The organism is Bacillus sp. PSXD-155 (genome assembly GCF_049310765.1).
In the GTDB taxonomy this organism is placed as follows: domain Bacteria; phylum Bacillota; class Bacilli; order Bacillales; family Bacillaceae_G; genus Bacillus_A; species Bacillus_A cereus.
This window is the reverse complement of sequence record NZ_JBMOWC010000043.1, coordinates 19720-39924: the sequence shown is the minus strand read 5'-3', so window position 1 is coordinate 39924 and position 20205 is coordinate 19720. Positions and strand designations below refer to the sequence as shown.

The window sequence follows — 20205 nt, the reverse complement described above, 5'->3', positions numbered from 1 at the left end:
TGCAAATAACGATAAAGAAAAACAGCTAATTATGGCTAAAATTACAGGTAATTTCAAAAGAGGTAATGAACGAAATTGAAAACGAATCTCATTTACATTATGATTATACAACAAATAAAAAAGAAATGTCGCTCATTCAACATTTCTTTAGACTTTCTTCATAAAAAATTTACATTGCTAACATTCCTTCATTTTCTATACTTCCTATATAAGCTAACCGCTGAAATAGTTAGTAATACAACTATGCATAACCACGCGTACGTATATCCCTTCTTATCTACAATATAACCAAATAAAGCAGGCGCAACAATAATAGCAATTTGATTTAATGTAAGTGCAAAACTCACTGTCATCCCTACCGATTCTTCACTTGCTGATTCCGCAACTTCAGTTATAAAAAGACTAAACCATCCAATTGAAAAGAACCCTAACAATGCACTTACGCCATACAATACATTCGTTATTGTATGTATGCTCATTACTAATATTAGAATGAAGAAAATAGAAATACAAACAGTTATAAATAAGGGGGTACGCCTATTCCCCTTATAAAATAAATCACTAGTAGCTGCTAATATAACCCTACCAACCATTCCAGAAAAGAACATAACGGAAAATACTTTTCCAGCTAAAATTGGCGTGATTGATTGTTCCAATACTAAAAATTTTATAAAGTGTGCAACTAACACCATTTGCAATGAAATCATACAAATGCCAGTTATATAAATTGCATACAACTCTTTTTTACACATCACTTCTTTTAACTGCATCCAAAAAGAAAGTTTACTACGTTCTTGTTTAACTTTCTCTTGAATATATGGTTCCTTATAAAATATAAAAAATAAAAACCCTCCAATTATACAAATGCATGCAATGCTATTTACCGCATAGGCCATATTATATTTTATTGTAAGAAACGGGATCAATACTCCCGCTAATGTACCACCAATCGGTATACCGGCTTGTCTAATCCCCATCGCTAACCCGCGATTTTCTTTTGAGAACCACTTCATTATCACCTTACTTCCTCCTGGCTGCGAAACACTATAAAACGTTCCTACTAATAAAAGTACAAAGAGTAACCCATTAAATCCATTGACCATATTAGTCAGTAAAAACGAACCCCCTAGTAAAAATAAACTTATCGAAATTAACAACTTTTCATTGTATTGATCAAGTAGCCGCCCAACAAAAAGCATACAAAATAGCGGTCCTATATTTACAACACTTACTAACAATCCACTCTCCGTATTCGTAAGTGCATATTCTTCTTTCCAAAATAAAGCAAATGCTCCAACACCATACGTTATAAGTGTCGCTGTTGTTTGAGCAACTGTCGCAAAAATTAACATAACCCACTTATAAGTACCATTCATCCTTTCTTCCATTAACACAATAATCCCTCCATCCCCTTCCATTGTATGAAAGTTCTGATATCATATAAAATAAAGATTTATCATATAATCCATCAAAAAAAATGATACCTTTTATGGAGGGATGATACTTGGATATAAAAGATTTAACTGTATTTTACGAAGTTACGAAAGAAAAAAACATATCTCACGCAGCTAAAAATTTAAACTATGTACAGTCTGGCGTGACAATGCGTATGAAACAACTAGAAAACGAATTAGGTGTGCCTTTATTTTACCGAAACGGAAAAGGTGTAACTTTAACTTCTAACGGTGAGATTTTATTACCATACGCCAAACAAATTATCCACTTAATGAATCAGTCTGTTAAAGCAGTTCAAAGTAATGGGATCGAACCAAGAGGCACTTTAAAAATTGGATGTACAGAATCTACAACCGCTGTAAGACTTCCATCTATATTAACGGCCTATTATGAGGAATACCCAAAAGTCGAATTGATTTTAGAATCAAATACGACGGAACAATTGATTAGACTTGTATTAGAACGAAAACTAGACGGGGCGTTTATCGCTGGAACCACTCAGCATGCTGAACTTCATACAAATATATTTCATGAAGAAGAATTAGTTCTCATTAGCAAAAAGCCTTTATCTTCCTTTAAAGACATAGGAGACATGAATTTACTTGCATTTAGTCACGGGTGCTATTATAGAAATTTATTAGAAGATTGGCTTCAAGAAGAAGGAATTTCACCTAAACGAGTATTAGAGTTTGGAACAATTGAAGCGATACTCGCATGTGTAAAATCAGGTATGGGCGTAGCAATTATGATGAAGTCTATTTTAAATGGTCACAAACATGACATATCATTCAATCCTTTACCAAATAGCTTCAAAAAAGTTCCTACTACTTTTATTACTAGAAAAGATATATATCACTCTGCTGCATTACAAAAATTTATGGAGATGACTCTCAATGCGTGAAAAGAAAATACGTGGTATGAAACGAAAAACAAACACTATGATAAAGCGAATTGAGGAACATACAAAAACATTCCCTTCTACTTTCTATAACGATGAATATTGGAATATGCTATTGCCAGTTTCGCAAGCTTTTATTGACTCTCGTAAAACACCTAGAAAAGTAAAGCGATTGTGTATTCAAACCTTATTAAATCAAGCAAATCATTTAATAAATATGAAACCGAGCGATACACATACATATCGAGTTGTTGTTTTGATTTCTATAAATAATTTGTGGGATTCGCAAATCATTATATTTAAAAATGAGGACTATTTTCATAATTTCTTTAATAGAAATAGTGAATGTCAAAAATGGATCCTTCTTTCAAATGAAATTGATTTTGGGGAGACATAGGAAATTTCAGTTTATCATTCCTTCCAAACACTTCGCTTTCAAGAAATTATTTATGATGAAGATGAATGCTATGAAAAAGAGATTCTGTTTATCGGGGAGTTAAATTAAAAAGGGTATACCTAAAACACTGGTATACCCTTTTCCACTTATTTTTCCTTCAATACACTATGTAATCGATCCGGATAATTTGTAAACATTCCTGTAGCACCCCATTTGATTAACAATCTCATATCTGGTTTCTCGTTAATTGTATAAGGGTGAATTAACAGTCCATTTTTCCTAGCCATTTTCATATATGACTCATCAATAATTAGTTCTCCGTTATCATTACGTAAGTTTGGTCCAATACCAGCTGCATACTTTTTAATTTCTTGAAAATCATCATTCGTTACACTTTTCGGTTCATGTGTAATGCCAGACCATTCGACAATTTCATTGTTTTCATTTGGATAATACCAAAGCAATTGAACTAACGGAATATTTTCATTCATACTATGAATCTTTTTCAAACTATCTTTACTAAATGATTGAATCATAACACGGCTAGAAGACATGTTTTGACCTACTAAATTATATTTTTGTAACAACGCCAACAATTTCTCTTCCATTCCTGGATACACATCTGGTGATTTTGTTTCAATATAATACTTCATACTTCTTCCATACTTTCGAAAAATTTCTTCAAGAGTTGGAACTTTTTGCCCAACATACTCTTGCTTAGCCTTTTCTGGATACGCTTTATTAAACCATGATCCTGCATCTAAACTCTTTATTTCGCTTAACGTTTTATCACGTACTTCGCCTGTTCCATTTGTAGTGCGATCAACCGCTGTATCATGCATTGCAATTAATTGGCCATCCTTTGTTAATTGAATATCTAACTCTAAATAATCCGCTTTCATTTTTTTCACTAAATCATAAGAAGCAAAAGTGTGCTCAGGTGCATGTCCACTTGCTCCGCGATGTGCAATATTTAAAAACTTATTCGTATTCCATTCATGCTTCCCTTCTGCTTTCGCATGAACAGCTCCCCCAGCAAAGATACTTCCCGTCATAAAGAAAATAACTAAAACGCTAATAATTTTTCTCATCCTTCTAACCCTTCCTACGTTGCAAATTTCAACAAGTTAATGAGATTTACACGAAATAGAAGATATACTTTCATTATTTTTATAAGCTTATATGAAAATTCCAATCTTACAAATACAATTCCCCTATGTTATTACTATACTATTTATTTTCCATATCCCTCCTATTCACATGTAACTCCTTATTGATTACAGTTCATCAATAAAAAAAGCCATAATTTATTTAGAGGACACTTCTGTATCCCTAAATAAATGTATGGCTTATCTCAAATATCTCCGGCCTCGATTAACTTGTCGAAATTAATCATACCAAACCTATTAATATTTGTGAATATTATTTTTTCAGTACGACGAAGCTTTAACCAGTATAAGTTATATATCTCATACTAATTAGTATTTGAACCTATCGAATTTTTCTGTACAGCCTGATTCCTATCTAACTTCTTTAATTTCCATTCATACAAGATAAAATTCTATTATCATTTGACGTGATATTTACGTAAACCTAGGTTTTATTTAATTACAAATTCTTAATTTCGTATATCTTTTCTTGTAAGTTTAGGTTTCTTTTGAGAATGTGGTATATTTACATGTCCCGAAGCAGCCGTGGATTGTCTCCTTTCCTTTCTTGACAGTCTAGGCTTCTTTTGAGAATGTAATTTTTTTAAATGTCGCGAAGTAATACCTTGTTTTTTGAAATCAAAGTAAAAATACAAATGTGTACTTAGCGCTAGGAAAACAACTGAAATAAATGACAATATAACGATTAGCACAATCGCCATAGCTTTTTGGCTCAAAATCCCAATAATAACTTGACCAATCATATAACCTAAACCAGAAAAATATACAATTTTAGGAATTTTCACATCTTGATCAGTTGTCCCCCTTAAGCGGGCTGTAAAATATTTAATCCAGAATAATTCAGATTTATAAACAATTAAACTATATGCAATAAGCGATAGAGTAAAAAATAAAGGTGACTCTATTTCTACGAATTCGTAAGCTAACTTTTGTACAGCTATGAAGCTACAAAATGAAATACTTAAAGCAACAAATCCAGAATATAGTAAATGTTGCAATTGAGGCTGCCGAGGCTTATGAATAGAAACCCAAATTCCCCATAGATTACATATCACATAAAATGGTAAGGCTACGTAAGAGTATATATTGAAAGGTGGAAATATGAATAAAATGATAAGTAGCATAAAATTCATGATAACCCACATAAAGGCCCCTACAACATTCCTTATATCAAATGGTATTAATATTCGTATACAATCCACTATGTTGTTGCCATTATATTTGTCCATTATGCATCCCATCCATTTCCTCTCTCTTCAAATCAATATATATGCATATATACGCTCCAGATATACTAAACACAACAGCCAATAAAGAAAAGACTAAAATTAAGACCGTCGCTAAACCGTTTTGTGATAATGTACCTATACATATTTGTCCAATAACATATCCCAATCCTGATAAATAAACAATTGGAGAAATTTTTATATTCTTCATTGTTTAATCGCCTTAAAAAACTTTTCATTCCAATAGAAATCAATTTATAGATTGTAAGAATGTAAAGCAGAAAAGTAACAATAAAAAATAGAGGTGTTTCAATTTTAATAAAAGTATATGCAATCTTTTGAATCACTATAAAGCTTCCAAAAGAAAAAGTTAGCCCCATAAATCCATTATATAAAATGTGTACCAACCTTGGCTCATTTGGTTTATAAAAAAATACCCATACTCCCCATATATTAGCAATGGAAATAAAAGGTAAAATCACGTATAAGTATATAGTAAAGGTTGGAGGAAATAAAAATGGGGTTAAAATCATAAAATTAATAACTACCCATACCATAACGACACTCGATCTTACACTGCCAGGCATCAATTTCTGAATAATTTGTTCTGTGCTTTTTCCGTGGTATTTTTCCATATTACTCTCCTAAAAACTAAAAAATTTTATCTAAAGTTGCTCCGATTCCAGATTTAACTCTATCTTTTATTGAATCCTGTTTACCATCATGATTCCAATCACCTTTGTTAAACTTAATTCCATCTGTTATTATACTAGCTCCTATAGAAACACCAAAGCCAATACAAGCTCCAGCAACAGTTCCGATTGGACCGCCAAAAACAGTTCCAACAGCTGCACCTAGCTTGGCTCCCGCAAAGGCACTTACAGCAGTTGTACCAACCCCAATTGCTGCATCACCAATAATATCACCAGCTATCTTAGTTTTTGACGCTTTATTTTCAATATTTTCCTTTGTATCATTAATTACATCCCATCCTACAGCTGCATAGCCTAAAGCATTTGTTTTTAATTTCAATGAATCTTTAAGAAATTCTTTTGGTGATAAAACATGTCTTTTTACATCGTCTATTTGCTTTACTTCGGCTAAAGGTAATTTTGTACGCCTTATCACATTAAGTCCATTTTTATCCTTTAGTACGGTCCGATTTTGAAATCTTACCATTTCTTTTCCTTTTCTATCTGTGTAGGGTGTTACACGCAAGCCTTTATTATGTAAAGATGCCAATTTATAGGCAGCTGCACCTTCCGTTACAGTACCCAGTAAAGTAAATGCAGACCCTGCAGGGTTATCTTTCCAATCACCAATATCGCCACCAAACGGTGCGAACCAATTTATATCAATTGCTTCTTCTCCAAATGAAACTTCTTGTTGATCAGCCTTCTCAAAACGATCAGCAGCTTTTCTTAATGAATCACTATGTTCTTTTAAAGCGGTCGTTATAGTAGCTAACATTGATCCTGCGTATTGGGATTGATTTAACACAGCATCTCTTCCAGATATCTGGAAAGGCAGATCGAATAACTGCTGATTGATACGTTGATATGTTTCAGATAGCTCATGAGCTGTTTGTTCTATATTAGAAGCCAGTTTCCTTAAATGGGCAGGAGTAACCTTAATTTCACCGCTCACCTTGTTTCACCGCCTAATGATTTAAGATAAAGCACCATCTTTTTTATCTCTTCAGTAAGAGTAAAGGTATCAAGACAAATAAAATTTGTTTGTGTTTGTTCATTATCTAATACTTTTTGGATTAGCCAATATTGGTTTTGACTATATAAAAACTGAATACAATCTGTAGACCATGAGTCCTTTATATAATAATGAACTTGAACAGTATTTAATTCTTCACGATTATGTATAATGTTTGCTAACTCTAAGGAAGCTTCATCATCTAAGTAAAGTTTCAAGTAATCTACTAATTGCTTGTTTGATTGATTTAAAATAGTTTCCTTATATGCAGAAGAAGGGATTTTAAATGTATAATTTGGACAAGAGAAAGTATTTTTAGGCTGTAATGCTTGATATATATATTGCCAAGCTACCTCTGGTGTCCCGCATTCTTTAAATGTACATTGTTTATCACCGTTAGCATCTGTTATTACATTTTGTATAACTTTTTTTTCACTAAAATAGAAAATATTTTTTTCTAAAGCGCTGTTTTTACCTATCTGTACTTCAATAACAAATCCTGTAGTTAAACAAATGCGGAAATATTCTAAAAGTTGTTTGTTACATAATGTTTCATCTTCTTTTATTATGAGTAGTTCTTCGTTTGTCCAATGCTCGTGCATTACATCTAATTCTTTGTCTATTTCTTCATCTGACCAATTTTCAAAGGGGTTCTCAATTCCAATCATAGTTTCACGGTCAAACATACCAGTTAATACATATACTTCTTTATTTGATAAAATAAGAGGTTCAATAGTCAAACAGTCCCACTCCCTAGCGTAATATGTAATCCCTAAGAAATATAATACAATAAAAAAATGGTTCAATCTAGTAATAGTCAACACTTAAAACTAAAAACTAAAAAAATTCTAATAACAAAAAAAGAAAGAGAATTAATTTGCATATATCTTTATAATAATAATGTCTCTTCACTACACAATCTTTATTTTTTAAGCCAAAAAAATAGAAGTATCGTCCTATAAAAGACAATACTTCCTTAGTTACTTAAAAATCACATAATAAATTACTCATTACCTCCTCCAGCATTACATCTGGATTTACCACTGCTTTTTCTGAACGCCATCCAATAAAGCCATCTGGTCTAATTAGTACAACTCCTTCATTCTCTATCCCATATAATTCACAAAAAACATTTTCTTGAGCAATAAAATCTCCGCTTAACCCAACTCGATACACTTTAATATTTATCCCTAATTTAGATGAAACATCATATACAGCTTCAGCCCAAGAACTATTGTCTACTCCAGTAAGTAATACAAAATGGTTACCAAATAAGTCTAATATAGAAACTTCTTTCCCTTTATACATCCCCCAAAAGTGAGGTGCTCGTGTTCCAGGTCTTCCATTCAAATCTACGATATCCATTCTATGTGGAGTGGCTGATTCATCTAGTATTGCTTCTGAACAATACTGATACCCGACAGTTACAGCTAAACCATCCATATTATTCAAACTGCCTTCCTCTCTATTTGCAGCACGGAACAACAAACTACTCGCATACTCCGTCGTTAATTTTGCAACAGGATATCTCTCTTCACGATATGTTTCTAACAGTTTTGGTTTTGCCTTCCCTTTTATAACAGCCGCTAATTTCCAGGCTAGATTGTGTGCATCTTGTATTCCTGTATTGGAACCAAACCCTCCTGTTGGCGGCATAATATGTGCGGAATCACCAACTAAAAAAATACGATTTTCTTGAAATTTTGTAGCAGTACTTTCAGCCGCTTTCCACGGTAAAACACTTACTATTTCCGGCTCAACATTTGTGCTTCCAATTGCGGTTTGAATGATTTGTTTACAACGTTCTATAGTGAAATCCTCTGGTCGTTCTCCTTTTAATGGATCGTAGGATACATGGTAAATCCATCTTCTTTCGTTATCAACTGGAATAAGCGCACCAAGAACTTCCGGATGAAGTACCATAGAAAAACCAAATGCATCTCCTTGTATAAACTCACTTAAATCCGCTTCAAAATAAATATTCATATAATAGCCACCGATTGTACCTCGTCCCTCCGTACTTATCCCTAGTTGCTTACGTATTTTACTTTTCGCTCCATCCGCTGCAATTACATAATCACAATAAATAATACTTTCTTCTTCCGTTTCGCGATTCCGAATCGTTGCGATTACTCCTTGCTCATTTTGTTCATAAGAAACTAATTCATGATAAAAAGATAATTCTCCGCCTAGTGTTCTCGCTTCTTGTAACATCATCTCTTCTAAAATAATTTGATAACAAGCGGTTTGTTTTGATGGACTAATCTCTTCTATTTTTTGAAGTAACTTTTCATCGTTTCCATACTGAGCCGCCCTCATTTGTACCAATTCTTCCTTATTCGCCTCAGCTATTGTATGAACTGCTATTCTTCCGCGGCAATTTTCTAACGCTTTACCCGCTGATCTAATTCTTTGTTCTAAACCCAATTCTCGAAATAACTCCATCGTACGAAAAGTGATTCCACCTGCTTTTTGATGAATTGCAGTAGACGGGTGCCTTTCAACCAGTAAATAATCAACGTTATGTTTTGCAAGGAATAGCGCAGATGCTAATCCTGATAATCCTCCTCCAACAATTAAAACTGGTACATCATTCGATTTCATATATTTACCCTCCACATCATTGTTCTGAGCTCAGTGACATAAATATAATCAAAAAAACAACAAAGATATAGACTTATATTTCATTTTAAATTATCATATAGATAGATTACGCCCCAAATTACTTTTACTTTTTCATACATCTATAATCCACCTGAATTGTGTCTGTATGAAAGTGTAAAACAAAAGAACGTACTTTACGTTGAACCATGTTCTATCGTAAAAATCAAAAATAATACAAACATTATAAGCGATTGTAACCTTATGGATTATACAAGGTTACGACCGCTTATTTTATTGTTACATCATTTTTTGTTTTTAAAACCTCATCTATTGTGTTATGTAGTCCTTCCAATCCCTTTTCTATCTCCCTATAATTTTCAACAATAAAAAATTCATTCGTCTCGATTTTCTTTCTCAATATTGCACCTCATACAACAATCATGTAGCATTACCGTATCGAAGTAATGGTTCATCATCTTAAACCTTTCGACTAATTACCTGGAGGCAAAGTGATTGAAATGAATAAACAAGAACAATTAAATATTATAAAAAAAGATTTTATTGATTCTCAAAAAGTATTATTGGCAATTGGTGATGAAACGCGTCAAGCTATTTTATTAGTGCTAATGGAAACGGAATGTCAAACAGGATTACGTGTAGGAGAAATCACGAAGCAAACACATCTTTCCCGTCCAGCAGTATCACATCACCTTAAGATTTTACGAGAAGCTGGCATTATTTTAATGAGAAAAGAAGGTACAAAGAATTTTTATTATATTGATATACGTACAAAATTAGGTTTATTAAAAAATCTTGTATTAGATATTGAGAAGCTATTGCAAAACTTTTATTAAAACTTGGAGGTATAAGAAATGAAAGCAATGATAATTGATAGATATGGAAAAGTCCCAATGCGTATGGCAGAGGTACCTACTCCTGAAATTAATGAGTATGAAGTGCTCGCAGAAATTCATGCAGCTAGTATTAACCCAATTGATTTTAAAATACGCGACGGAAAAGTAAAAATGTTACTGAAATATGAAATGCCCCTAATCCTTGGTAACGACTTTGCCGGTGTCATCACGAAGGTTGGATCAAAAGTAACTCGTTTTAAAGTTGGTGATGAAATATATGCTCGTCCAAGAAAAAATAAGATTGGTACTTTCGCGGAGTATATAGCCATTCATGAAGATGATATAGCTTTAAAACCGAAAAATTTAAGTTTTGAGGAAGCTGCTTCGATTCCACTCGTTGGCTTAACATCATATCAAGCATTACATGACATCATGCAATTACAAAAAGGACAAAAGATTTTAATTCACGCCGGATCCGGTGGTGTTGGTACTTTCGCTATTCAGCTAGCAAAAATAATGGGTGCCATTGTTACAACGACTGCTAGTGAAGCTGGTGCGAATTTAGTAACGTCTCTTGGCGCAGATGAAATTATTAATTACAAAACAGAGAAATTTGAAGATATACTAAAAAATTATGATGCCGTATTTGATACAATCGGCGGTGCAACACTTGAAAAATCATTCAATATTATAAAAAGGGGAGGAAACATTGTTTCCGTTTCAGGCATGCCGAATGCTCGCTTCGGTAAAGAATTTGGTTCAGGATTCTTTAAAACTCTCTTATTTTCATTAGCCAGCAAAAAACTTACTGCACTTGAAAAAAAGCATAATGCTCAATATTCATTTTTATTTATGAAGCCAAGTGGGGATCAATTACGTACTATTGCAAACTATATTGAAGCTGGACAAATCAAACCTGTAATCGATCGAGTTTTTCCTTTTGAAGATGCGCAAAAAGCAATGGAATATTCAGAGTCTGGAAGAGCAAAAGGAAAAATAATTGTAAAAATTAAATAATAATAAAACCTCCATTTTTAAAAATGGAGGTTTTAAATTTGCTGTTAAATAGACATAGTGCAATGAAGTCCTTACAATAGATTGCAAGGGGAAATATTATATTATATTATACTTTTAGTTAACTTTACAAAGAATATATACGTACAAATACATAATTTAAAATACAAAAAGGAGGAGATACAATGACTAAAAATAATGAAACAGGTTGGAATTTAGATAATAGTTATACGACTTTACCACAATCATTTTATACAGAAATCCCCCCTACTCCCGTAAGTTCACCGGAGTTAGTTAAACTAAACCATTCATTAGCGATATCTCTTGGCTTAACCCCTGAAGAACTGAAAAAGGAAGCTGAAATTGCCATTTTCGCTGGCAATGGACTTCCAGAAGGAGCTCATCCATTAGCTCAAGCATATGCTGGTCATCAATTCGGACATTTTAATATGTTAGGCGACGGTCGTGCTCTTTTAATTGGCGAACAAATTACTCCTTCAGGTGAGCGTTTCGATATTCAACTGAAAGGTTCTGGCCCTACTCCCTATTCACGCCGAGGAGATGGCCGTGCTGCACTCGGTCCGATGCTACGTGAATATATTATTAGTGAAGCAATGTATGCACTTGATATTCCGACTACTCGCAGTTTAGCAGTTGTTACAACCGGGGAACCAACATATCGTGAAACAAAATTACCTGGAGCAATTTTAACTAGAGTCGCTAGTAGTCATATACGGGTCGGTACATTTCAATATGCTGCAGCTCGTGGTTCAATAGAGGACCTTAAATCGCTAGCTGACTATACGATAAAAAGACATTACCCAGAAAGTGAATCCCATGAAAACCGATATACTTCATTACTACAAGAAGTCATTAAAAAACAAGCAAGTCTTATCGCAAAATGGCAACTTGTTGGATTTATTCACGGCGTGATGAACACTGACAATATAACGATCAGTGGCGAAACAATTGATTACGGTCCTTGTGCATTTATGGACAATTACGACCAAGGAACCGTATTTAGCTCTATTGACACACAAGGCCGTTATGCATATGGAAATCAACCATATATGGCCGCATGGGACCTCGCCCGATTAGCAGAATCTTTAATACCAATTCTGCACGAAGATGAAGAAGAAGCACTAAAAATCGCTCAAGACGAAATTTCGAAATTTAGCGTACAGTATGAAAACAATTGGTTCCTTGGAATGAAAAAGAAATTAGGACTATTTAGCAACGAAGAACAAGATCAATCACTTATTGAGCAACTTTTAAAAATGATGGAGAAATATAAAGCAGATTACACTAATACATTCCGTTCATTAACTCTTGATACGTTAGAAAATACCCCTCTATTCGATAGTCCTGAATTTAAAGACTGGTACAAACTGTGGCAATCTCGATTAGAAAAACAAGAAGAATCGAAAGAAAACGCCTACGAGATGATGAAAAATAATAACCCATCAATCATCCCGAGGAACCACCGTGTAGAAGAAGCACTAGAAGCAGCTGTTACAAATGACGACTATAGCGTATTGGAGAAACTCCTTGAAGCTTTATCAAATCCTTATGCGTATTCTACAGATCAAGAAGAATACTGCATTCCGCCTGCACCGACGAATCGCCCTTATCGTACTTTTTGTGGGACTTGATTGTTTAATATGTAAAAAGGTGCGTTCATATAAATTGTGTGAACGCACCCTTTTTATATCCCCCCACTCAACTAAAACTTTAAAATGCACATCCCCCGATGCCATTTCTTTAATCCAAAATAAATTCTACACTATTCCAATAGAATTACCCGTAAGCTTGTTAAACAAATATTGAGAAATATAAAACATCATTTCTAAATATTTTTATTTTTGATACTATATTTTATAAGAATATTCAAAAAGTGAGGGGATTTCATGAACGTTCAACTACAAGGTAATGAACAAATTACAAAATTATTTAATGACTGGTATTTGGCTATGCTAAAACAAGATGTGTCCCAAGCGACAAACTTAAAGCATGAAATTGAGGAAAAGGAACTAAACTTTGAAGAAGATGAAAACTTAGCATTATACTATTCTCTACTAAATTTTCGTTTCAAAGTTTTAACTGATGGTTTAAGTATCACAAAAGACAGTTTTAATAAGATAGATTCTTACGCGATTTCACCTAATCACCAACTTTCTTACTACTATCATTTATTTAAAGCAATTCATGCTACTTTAACAACAAATTATAATTTAGCAAGTGAACATTATGAAAAAGCTGCGAGACTACTGGTAAATGCCATTGATGATCTAGAAAAAGGGGAATTTAATTATCGAATGGCTATTTTCTATTATCATTTTTACCAGCCAATTGAGGCTATTGAATATGCAACCAAAGCGAAAGAATTCTTCATAAAAGCTGTAGGGTATGAAAAGAATGTCGCCTCTTGTGAAAGCGTATTAGGCGCAGCATTTGTATATTTAAAACAATACGAGCAAGCAGAGGAAAAATATAATTCGGCAATCAACATTTTACAGAAACAGGATGAAGAATCATTACTGTTAAGAGTACGTAATAACTTAGGGTGGCTATATGCTAATCAAAACTTATCAACATTAGCTATTCGTCATTTATCTGAAGTGACAACAAAAATGCCTACACATTTTAAAGCAATTTTCTTACAAGCAAGAGAACATTCTAAACTTGGTGAAATAAATATCGCTTCAGAATTTATTAAAAAAGGATTAAAAATTTGTACAGAACTTAACAATGAAGAATATATGCTTCACTTTAAAATTTTAGAGTCCCTTAACAATAACGAGTCAACTGAAGACTTAGAAAAAATTATTCTTGAAGGAATTACGTATTTCGACAAAGAATCTTTATATAACTATACTCAAGAATATTCAGAAAAGTTAGCCGTTAAACTTTACGATGAAAATAACCATATAAAAGCAAGTGAGTATTTTCATAAAGCGTTACAAGCAAAAGAAAAAACGTTTGAGAAAGGGGCATTAAAATGATAAAAAAAATTAGTTCTATCGTTTTAGGATTATCTGTACTAAGCATTGTATCTATTGGTCTAAATAGTTCATTTACATATCAAGCAGGTCATGCGGATTTCCCGGCACCCCAAAGACCTGACCTTGTTCAATCCGTTGACGTAAGTAAAGACTACAACTCAACAACAACTGAAAAAGCACTTTAAAAAACGGAAGACCTTCAATTAAGAAGGTCTTTTTAAATACGCTTATTTAGAATATTTTCCTTTCATGTAGACTTTATTTTCTCATCAACTCCGCAATCCTCTTACTCCCCTCACTACCAACTTTCTCAAGTTTCTCCACAACTAAATTTCGTCTCTCTACAGAATGATTTTGACTTAACTTCGCTTTTCCTTCTATTTTATTTATCTTTATTTTGAATCCAACTATTCCCTTACTTAATCCTCCCATATAATTTGGATCTACATCATTAAGTGAGTAGGTGCTCTCTGGATCTTCATATTTATTTACTAAATCTTGAAGAGAATCTACTAATGTCTTTTCATCTTCAACAATTTCTAATTCACCGTATACATGCACTGCAACGTAATTCCATGTTGGTACTGCATTGTTTGTTTCATACCATGACGGAGAGATATAACTATGTGGTCCTTGAAATATAGCTAGTACTTGCTGAGTCCCAATATCTTTCCACTGTTCATTCGGCCGTGCGAAGTGACCATGTAAAGTAAGGGTCTCCCTATTTAATAACAACGGCAAGTGCGTTGCATATGGTTCTCCGTTATGTTGAGAAAATAATGTCGCAAAGCTATTTTGTTCCATTATTTCGTACTTCATCTCTTCATCTTGTATTGCGAAATATTTTGGTATGTACATAAGCTCCCTCTTTTCCGCTCTTTTCTATTTTATTTCCTATTATATTTAGTAACCGCATCAATCAACAGGGCCAGTTTGCATTTGTTTTATAATGGCAGCTTTCTATTTCAAAACAATAGGCAGCATGTATTCCATGCTGCTTTAGTTTATTTTTTCTAATATATTTGTAATAAATACGGTCTTACCCTCAATATAACTAGATCGATTTTTCGACTCTCTTGCTAACTCTTCCTTCAAGTTTCCATACTCATTAGCTACTTCAGTATGTTCACGAAGGTAATCTCGAAACGCTATATGCCTTCTCAACTCTTCACTATTTTTATCACACACATATAAATGATGTTCCATCCAAACTGTATTTCCCTCGTTCCATGGAACGAACATATCCTTTCTTCCAAACGCCTCTCTTCCTTTAAAGCTCCATTCTAACTGATGATAGTACCCTATCTTCTCAAGTTTTTTTACTACCTCATGAAAAATTTCGTACTCTTCTATTACAACATCAATATCTAGTATTGGTTTTGATGCAAGCCCTTTAACAGATGTACTCCCAACATGTTCAATGGATAAAATGCTGTCTTCCATCACATCGTTAATGAGAGTTTGTAGCTTATTAAATTCACTTTCCCATTTGATGTTATATTCTTCGATAGTAATTCTCTGTTTCAACGTATCCCTCTCCTCAAAAGCAATTATAATCTTTGAATATGGGTATCCTTAAAATCCGTCTCATATTTCAACCCATATCCAAACATTCGATCCATTCCAATATGTGCTGTCCATATTAAACCAATCATAATAACGGTATCTATCTTAAAATAGACACCTATTAGAACAATTAATATGGATATGATATATGTGTGACATACATTATATATTTTCGCACCAACGTGATTATTAATCCCATATGCTAACATTGATAGATCCGGCGCTAAAAGGAATACAAAAAATATAATCCAACTAAACTCATATATCGAATACATATAAATCGTGGCTAAAAATACAACCATTCCTTCAAAATGTACAATACGTTTTTGCATTATTTATCATTCCTATTTTTCTATATTTATTGATACATTTTCATCGCTGAAAGTATTCTTTTTATTTTTTGACCAGATGGTTGCTAATATTGGCCCTGCAATGTTATGCCATACTGCCGCTAATACACTTGGGAGTGCAGCAACCGGTCCAAAATGCAAAATACTTTCCAGCTATATTACTTTCATCCACTCAGCCCCTATCTTTTAATTGAAACACCTTATTCGGATTCAAAATATTTTGCGGATCAAGAGCTTTCTTTATTTTCTCCATTACAAATAATGCCGCCCCATGTTCTTCTTCTTGATACTTTCGTTTTCCGATTCCAACGCCATGTTCTCCTGTACACGTTCCTCCTCGTTTAAGAGCATACAGAACGATACTTTCGTTTATTTCGTCCGCCTTCTTTACTTCCTCTTTATCATTTGTGTCAATCATTAAGAGTACATGGAAATTCCCATCTCCAACATGACCTAGAATACCGCCAATAAGCCCTACTTTATCTAATACCTCTTTCGCATGTTGAATCGCTCCAGCTAATTCCGAAATTGGCACACATACGTCTGTACTCATTAGCTTTTTACCAGGATAACTATGCACGTAAGAGTACGCTAAGTTATGTCTTGCATCCCACAGTTTATTTCTCGCTGCTGTTTCCGTCTCAAACGTAATTTCTATACATTTATGATCAAGAACGATTTCTTTCGTAAATTCAATATCTTGCTTTAACCCTGCTTCATTGCCGTGAAACTCTAAAAACAGTGTCGGTTCTTCTCTGTAACTTGTTTCATTATAATAATTTACTTGTTTCATAGATAATTCATCAACGAGTTCAATTCTCGCGATTGGAATACCTGCTTGTAATATGTTAATTACAGCTTCTACTGCATCATTTATAGTTGGAAACGATGCCCTCGCAGCCATAACATGTTCTGGTATACCGTATACTTTTAAAGTTAACTCCGTGAAACATCCAAGTGTTCCTTCTGATCCTACGAAAATACCATTTAAATGATAACCTGATGATGACTTCGCCGCTAAATTCCCGGTATGTATTACTCCTCCATCAGCAAGAACGACTTCTAAATCTCGAACTTGATCACGCATTACACCATACTTTACCGCTGTCGTTCCGCTCGCATTTGTAGCAGTCATTCCTCCTAACGTTGCATCAGCTCCTGGGTCTACACTAAAAAATAATCCATACTTTTTCAATTCTTTATTAAGCTGAGAGCGCGTCACCCCTGGCTGTACTCTCACAAGAAAATCCTTTTCTCTTATTTCAAGTATTTTGTTCATAAGAGAAAAGTCCATTGTAATTCCTTTTTCGTAAGGAATTACATGTCCCTCTAAACTGGACCCTACTCCAAATGGAACGACAGCTGTTCCGTGCTGACTCGCTATTTTCATTATCGCGCTAACTTCTTCGGTCGTTTTTGGAAAAACAACTACATCAGGTAAACTACTAACGTGGTAAGATTCATCTTTACTATGTAACTCTCGTACTGTCATATTTATTACTACTCGATCTTCAGGAAGTATGCCTTTTAATTCATTTACTACATGTTCAATTGTTATTTCCATAATCAACTCTCCTTTTTAATTTTAAAACAAGTATACCATCTTTATACAAAATAATTAGAAAAATGAGATTATTGAAATCTGAACATACAAAAAAGAACCTGCAGCACACGCTACAAGTTCTTTTTTTACTACATTTTAAACGATTTCTTTATTAACAACATAAACCAAATTAAAGTAACTGCCATCAACGAATGAGAAAACCCTACAATATAAGTTAACCCTTTAAAGTCAGCTCCATTTAACTGAAGAAGCCCTCTCGCTGCTAGCGAACCTAACATTAATGTTAATGCAATGTTATGTAAAACAAACCACTTATTAAACCCTTGCACTTCATGAAACGCGAATACTTTTGCTAATCCTAAAGCAATTAAAAAGAAGAAAAATCCAAGTACAAGTGTATGTGTATGCAAAAGATTTAACAAAGTAGATCCTAAAATCCCTTTATACTTACCATACTCCCTGGCGAAAATCCCTGATAATAAACCGATAATCAAATACGTAAACGATGCATTATATAATTTCTTCATTATGTACCTCCTTGAGTAGAATGTGTAGTGTGTCATATTTAGTAATAATGATAGTTATATAGTAAAAACTCCTAGTCACCTAGGAGTCATTGTATAAGCATCTCACTCTTTACAATCAATCCTAATTATAAAATATCTCTCTATACAAAACAAACGAACTTTATGTGAACAAACACCCCCATTAAAATATGTTGCACTTTTGTTTTACACAATCCATACTAATTGTTATAACTTTTTAAAGGTGGTGTAATAATTGATAGTCCTTAAAACTGAACGTCTTAATCTTCGTTGGTTTGATATAAAAGACGCTCCTTTTATTCTTGAGTTAGTAAACGATCCTGCATGGATTCAGTTTATCGGTGACAAAGGAGTTAGAAACTTAGAAGATGCAAAAAATTATATTGTAAACGGTCCCATCGATATGTATAACAAACTCGGATTTGGTCTTTACTTAGTAGAACGCAAAGAAGATCTCACTCCACTTGGTATGTGTGGCCTTATTAAAAGAGATTCATTAGAAGACGTTGATATCGGATTTGCCTTTTTAGAAACATTCCGTTCAAAAGGATATGGCTACGAGTCAGCTTCTGCGATAATCGAATACGGTGTACAAAAGCTCGGCATGAAACGAATTGTAGCAATTACTTCTATAGATAACATCGCCTCAGGAAAGCTTTTAGAAAAAGTAGGATTACGATTTGAGAAAATCATTTCAGATTCAGGAGAAGATTTAAAATTATTTGGGTATAACGCATAGTAAAGAAGGTCGCCTTGAATGGCGACCTTTTTTACTACTTTACTGATCTCGTAATAATACTTTTAGTTACATTATAGTTTTGCAGTAATTCTTGTGATTACCACTATTCCTTTCATATCACATTTTTGGAAATTCATAAAAATAAAACTTTCACTTCTAAATAAATTATATTAATATATTAAATAAAGGAAGTGAAAATAAATGAGACAACCGCTATTTTTATTAGTTCTTCAATTCATTGCATTTATATTAATTATTTGTATCGTATATGGAATCTTGTACAATACCGTATTGAAATTAAATATGCCTAAATGGACTGCACATATAGTAGCTACGGTATTTTCACTTGGTATCGCCTATCAAGCTTTTATAAATTTCATTTGAATAACCTTTTTAGCAATTACTTCTATTGTTGATGCAGTAAAGCTTTTAGAAAAGCAGGATTGCAATTTGAGAAGATTATTTCAAAATCAGGAAACGTAGCCATTTTTTATAAAGTCTGTCCTGCGCAAAATAGTGAAGACGTTATTTTCGCTGAAAATGTGTTTGCATAACAAGAAATGAATTTAATTGATCCTGCAAAAATTTTATTTTAATTCTAGTTCTATTGTTTGAAATCGTTCTAGGGTACCATTTGTGTGGACTTTAAAATTTTTCATTTGCGCACCAAAATGTTGCGTTAAGTAAAATGTATCACCAGTTATTAAATTTCCAATCTTCCAATGAGGTTGATATGTACTTTCCATGGAACTTTCTAAATCCCTAATCATTACTAAATTGATATATATAATGATCATGAACTATTCAACATTTTCGTTAAAGATAGTCTCTAACTACCTAATGAACTCAAGTAAACGCATCTTCAGTCATTTTAAGAGATACAAAAGGCACCCTTTCGGGTGCTTTTTGTATAAAAACCCCATTTTATATTCGATACCAACCACGAACCTTTTTAGAATAATAGTATCATTATGTCTCCTTTTTAGAGATTATTTTTAATTACCTTGAATTTTTTGCACCAGAATCGGAAAATCCCTGACTACTCGAAATATCAACTATCAGGTGCTAATATTCAATAACGCGTACCGAAAATGATTAAACATTATTATAAATCA

Annotated in this window: 21 protein-coding genes and 4 pseudogenes; 10 read left to right on the top strand and 15 right to left on the bottom strand. The window is 33.3% G+C overall.

Annotated features, from left to right (window positions below; translation table 11 throughout):
• Positions 1-79 (top strand): annotated as a pseudogene (locus ACO6VI_RS26655) (ABC transporter ATP-binding protein); the annotation flags it as partial.
• A 109-nt stretch (positions 80-188) separates the two neighbouring features.
• Here ACO6VI_RS26655 and ACO6VI_RS26650 read toward each other — a convergent pair.
• Positions 189-1418 carry an MFS transporter gene (locus ACO6VI_RS26650; RefSeq protein ID WP_033657483.1) on the bottom strand — a complete coding sequence of 410 codons (1230 nt, stop codon included), beginning with the start codon at positions 1416-1418 and terminating at the stop codon, positions 189-191.
• Positions 1419-1504: 86 nt separating this feature from the next.
• Between ACO6VI_RS26650 and ACO6VI_RS26645 the strand changes: the two genes are divergently transcribed.
• Complete coding sequence (locus ACO6VI_RS26645) at positions 1505-2356, top strand: LysR family transcriptional regulator (RefSeq protein ID WP_063548206.1); 852 nt, start codon at positions 1505-1507, stop codon at positions 2354-2356.
• Positions 2349-2858 (top strand): annotated as a pseudogene (locus tag ACO6VI_RS26640) (DUF3916 domain-containing protein). Before ACO6VI_RS26645 ends, ACO6VI_RS26640 begins: the two are co-directional and overlap by 8 nt.
• 38 nt (positions 2859-2896) lie before the next feature.
• Here the strand turns inward: ACO6VI_RS26640 and ACO6VI_RS26635 are convergent.
• From ACO6VI_RS26635 to ACO6VI_RS26605, 7 genes and pseudogenes are all read right to left on the bottom strand, one after another.
• Positions 2897-3841 carry a glycerophosphodiester phosphodiesterase gene (locus ACO6VI_RS26635; RefSeq protein ID WP_001226345.1) on the bottom strand — a complete coding sequence of 315 codons (945 nt, stop codon included), beginning with the start codon at positions 3839-3841 and terminating at the stop codon, positions 2897-2899.
• A gap of 527 nt (positions 3842-4368) precedes the next feature.
• Complete coding sequence (locus tag ACO6VI_RS26630) at positions 4369-5160, bottom strand: hypothetical protein (RefSeq protein ID WP_016512497.1); 792 nt, start codon at positions 5158-5160, stop codon at positions 4369-4371.
• A pseudogene (locus ACO6VI_RS26625) lies at positions 5135-5780 on the bottom strand (hypothetical protein). The gene ACO6VI_RS26630 and the pseudogene ACO6VI_RS26625 overlap by 26 nt, the downstream one beginning before the upstream one ends.
• Before the next feature lie 16 nt (positions 5781-5796).
• Complete coding sequence (locus ACO6VI_RS26620; RefSeq protein ID WP_000012250.1) at positions 5797-6792, bottom strand: WXG100 family type VII secretion target; 996 nt, start codon at positions 6790-6792, stop codon at positions 5797-5799.
• Complete coding sequence (locus ACO6VI_RS26615; protein ID WP_000151461.1) at positions 6789-7592, bottom strand: hypothetical protein; 804 nt, start codon at positions 7590-7592, stop codon at positions 6789-6791. Before ACO6VI_RS26615 ends, ACO6VI_RS26620 begins: the two co-directional genes overlap by 4 nt.
• Positions 7593-7836: 244 nt before the next feature.
• Positions 7837-9456, bottom strand: a complete 1620-nt coding sequence (locus ACO6VI_RS26610) for an FAD-dependent oxidoreductase (RefSeq protein WP_422424510.1) — start codon at positions 9454-9456, stop codon at positions 7837-7839.
• Between the two features lie 286 nt (positions 9457-9742).
• The gene (locus tag ACO6VI_RS26605) at positions 9743-9874 is read right to left on the bottom strand and encodes a hypothetical protein (protein ID WP_001227549.1); all 132 of its coding nucleotides are present in this window, start codon (positions 9872-9874) and stop codon (positions 9743-9745) included.
• A 91-nt stretch (positions 9875-9965) separates the two neighbouring features.
• Between ACO6VI_RS26605 and ACO6VI_RS26600 the strand changes: the two genes are divergently transcribed.
• The 5 genes from ACO6VI_RS26600 to ACO6VI_RS26580 all read left to right on the top strand — a co-directional run bounded on the left by ACO6VI_RS26600 (position 9966) and on the right by ACO6VI_RS26580 (position 14511).
• A complete protein-coding gene (locus ACO6VI_RS26600; RefSeq protein WP_000571870.1) occupies positions 9966-10310 on the top strand; it encodes an ArsR/SmtB family transcription factor in 345 nt (114 codons plus the stop codon).
• An 18-nt stretch (positions 10311-10328) separates the two neighbouring features.
• Positions 10329-11327 carry an NADP-dependent oxidoreductase gene (locus ACO6VI_RS26595; RefSeq protein ID WP_000646439.1) on the top strand — a complete coding sequence of 333 codons (999 nt, stop codon included), beginning with the start codon at positions 10329-10331 and terminating at the stop codon, positions 11325-11327.
• 182 nt (positions 11328-11509) lie between these two features.
• Positions 11510-12976 carry a protein adenylyltransferase SelO gene (locus tag ACO6VI_RS26590; protein WP_063548214.1) on the top strand — a complete coding sequence of 489 codons (1467 nt, stop codon included), beginning with the start codon at positions 11510-11512 and terminating at the stop codon, positions 12974-12976.
• Between the two features lie 255 nt (positions 12977-13231).
• Entirely contained in the window at positions 13232-14326 is a 1095-nt protein-coding gene (locus ACO6VI_RS26585; RefSeq protein ID WP_023522647.1) for a Rap family tetratricopeptide repeat protein, read from the top strand.
• Positions 14323-14511 (top strand): Phr family secreted Rap phosphatase inhibitor, encoded by a 189-nt coding sequence (locus tag ACO6VI_RS26580; RefSeq protein ID WP_023522648.1) that lies wholly within the window; start codon positions 14323-14325, stop codon positions 14509-14511. The genes ACO6VI_RS26585 and ACO6VI_RS26580 overlap by 4 nt, the downstream gene beginning before the upstream one ends.
• A gap of 73 nt (positions 14512-14584) precedes the next feature.
• On the opposite strand, the gene ACO6VI_RS26575 is transcribed toward ACO6VI_RS26580, so the two are convergent.
• From ACO6VI_RS26575 to ACO6VI_RS26550, 6 genes and pseudogenes are all read right to left on the bottom strand, one after another.
• Positions 14585-15184: an FMN-binding negative transcriptional regulator gene (locus tag ACO6VI_RS26575; RefSeq protein ID WP_016512491.1), complete on the bottom strand. Its 600-nt coding sequence runs from the start codon at positions 15182-15184 to the stop codon at positions 14585-14587.
• A gap of 141 nt (positions 15185-15325) precedes the next feature.
• Positions 15326-15853 carry a GrpB family protein gene (locus ACO6VI_RS26570; protein WP_000813613.1) on the bottom strand — a complete coding sequence of 176 codons (528 nt, stop codon included), beginning with the start codon at positions 15851-15853 and terminating at the stop codon, positions 15326-15328.
• Between the two features lie 23 nt (positions 15854-15876).
• Entirely contained in the window at positions 15877-16224 is a 348-nt protein-coding gene (locus ACO6VI_RS26565; protein WP_001172063.1) for a DUF4260 domain-containing protein, read from the bottom strand.
• A gap of 12 nt (positions 16225-16236) precedes the next feature.
• A pseudogene (locus ACO6VI_RS26560) lies at positions 16237-16380 on the bottom strand (bile acid:sodium symporter family protein); the annotation flags it as partial.
• Positions 16381-16414: 34 nt separating this feature from the next.
• A complete protein-coding gene (locus ACO6VI_RS26555) occupies positions 16415-17806 on the bottom strand; it encodes an FAD-binding oxidoreductase (protein ID WP_161520227.1) in 1392 nt (463 codons plus the stop codon).
• Positions 17807-17934: 128 nt separating this feature from the next.
• Positions 17935-18333: a DUF2871 family protein gene (locus tag ACO6VI_RS26550; protein WP_000737896.1), complete on the bottom strand. Its 399-nt coding sequence runs from the start codon at positions 18331-18333 to the stop codon at positions 17935-17937.
• Between the two features lie 253 nt (positions 18334-18586).
• Between ACO6VI_RS26550 and ACO6VI_RS26545 the strand changes: the two genes are divergently transcribed.
• Both ACO6VI_RS26545 and ACO6VI_RS26540 read left to right on the top strand, forming a co-directional pair.
• On the top strand, positions 18587-19090 hold the full coding sequence (locus ACO6VI_RS26545; RefSeq protein WP_161520226.1) for a GNAT family N-acetyltransferase: 504 nt from the start codon (positions 18587-18589) through the stop codon (positions 19088-19090).
• 201 nt (positions 19091-19291) lie between these two features.
• Positions 19292-19474, top strand: a complete 183-nt coding sequence (locus ACO6VI_RS26540; protein WP_161520225.1) for a hypothetical protein — start codon at positions 19292-19294, stop codon at positions 19472-19474.
• Positions 19475-19677: 203 nt separating this feature from the next.
• Here the strand turns inward: ACO6VI_RS26540 and ACO6VI_RS26535 are convergent, their stop codons facing one another.
• The gene (locus ACO6VI_RS26535) at positions 19678-19860 is read right to left on the bottom strand and encodes a DUF5065 domain-containing protein (protein ID WP_161520238.1); all 183 of its coding nucleotides are present in this window, start codon (positions 19858-19860) and stop codon (positions 19678-19680) included.
• Positions 19861-20205 lie beyond the last annotated feature (345 nt).

Coding starts and splice junctions, on each gene's coding strand:
- ACO6VI_RS26590 (WP_063548214.1), top strand. CDS start 11,510: ATGACTAAAAATAATGAAACAGGTTGGAATTTAGATAATAGTTATACG.
- ACO6VI_RS26630 (WP_016512497.1), bottom strand. CDS start 5,160: ATGGGATGCATAATGGACAAATATAATGGCAACAACATAGTGGATTGT.
- ACO6VI_RS26650 (WP_033657483.1), bottom strand. CDS start 1,418: ATGGAAGGGGATGGAGGGATTATTGTGTTAATGGAAGAAAGGATGAAT.
- ACO6VI_RS26575 (WP_016512491.1), bottom strand. CDS start 15,184: ATGTACATACCAAAATATTTCGCAATACAAGATGAAGAGATGAAGTAC.
- ACO6VI_RS26595 (WP_000646439.1), top strand. CDS start 10,329: ATGAAAGCAATGATAATTGATAGATATGGAAAAGTCCCAATGCGTATG.
- ACO6VI_RS26555 (WP_161520227.1), bottom strand. CDS start 17,806: ATGGAAATAACAATTGAACATGTAGTAAATGAATTAAAAGGCATACTT.
- ACO6VI_RS26585 (WP_023522647.1), top strand. CDS start 13,232: ATGAACGTTCAACTACAAGGTAATGAACAAATTACAAAATTATTTAAT.
- ACO6VI_RS26580 (WP_023522648.1), top strand. CDS start 14,323: ATGATAAAAAAAATTAGTTCTATCGTTTTAGGATTATCTGTACTAAGC.
- ACO6VI_RS26535 (WP_161520238.1), bottom strand. CDS start 19,860: ATGATTAGGGATTTAGAAAGTTCCATGGAAAGTACATATCAACCTCAT.
- ACO6VI_RS26565 (WP_001172063.1), bottom strand. CDS start 16,224: ATGCAAAAACGTATTGTACATTTTGAAGGAATGGTTGTATTTTTAGCC.
- ACO6VI_RS26550 (WP_000737896.1), bottom strand. CDS start 18,333: ATGAAGAAATTATATAATGCATCGTTTACGTATTTGATTATCGGTTTA.
- ACO6VI_RS26540 (WP_161520225.1), top strand. CDS start 19,292: ATGAGACAACCGCTATTTTTATTAGTTCTTCAATTCATTGCATTTATA.
- ACO6VI_RS26610 (WP_422424510.1), bottom strand. CDS start 9,456: ATGAAATCGAATGATGTACCAGTTTTAATTGTTGGAGGAGGATTATCA.
- ACO6VI_RS26635 (WP_001226345.1), bottom strand. CDS start 3,841: ATGAGAAAAATTATTAGCGTTTTAGTTATTTTCTTTATGACGGGAAGT.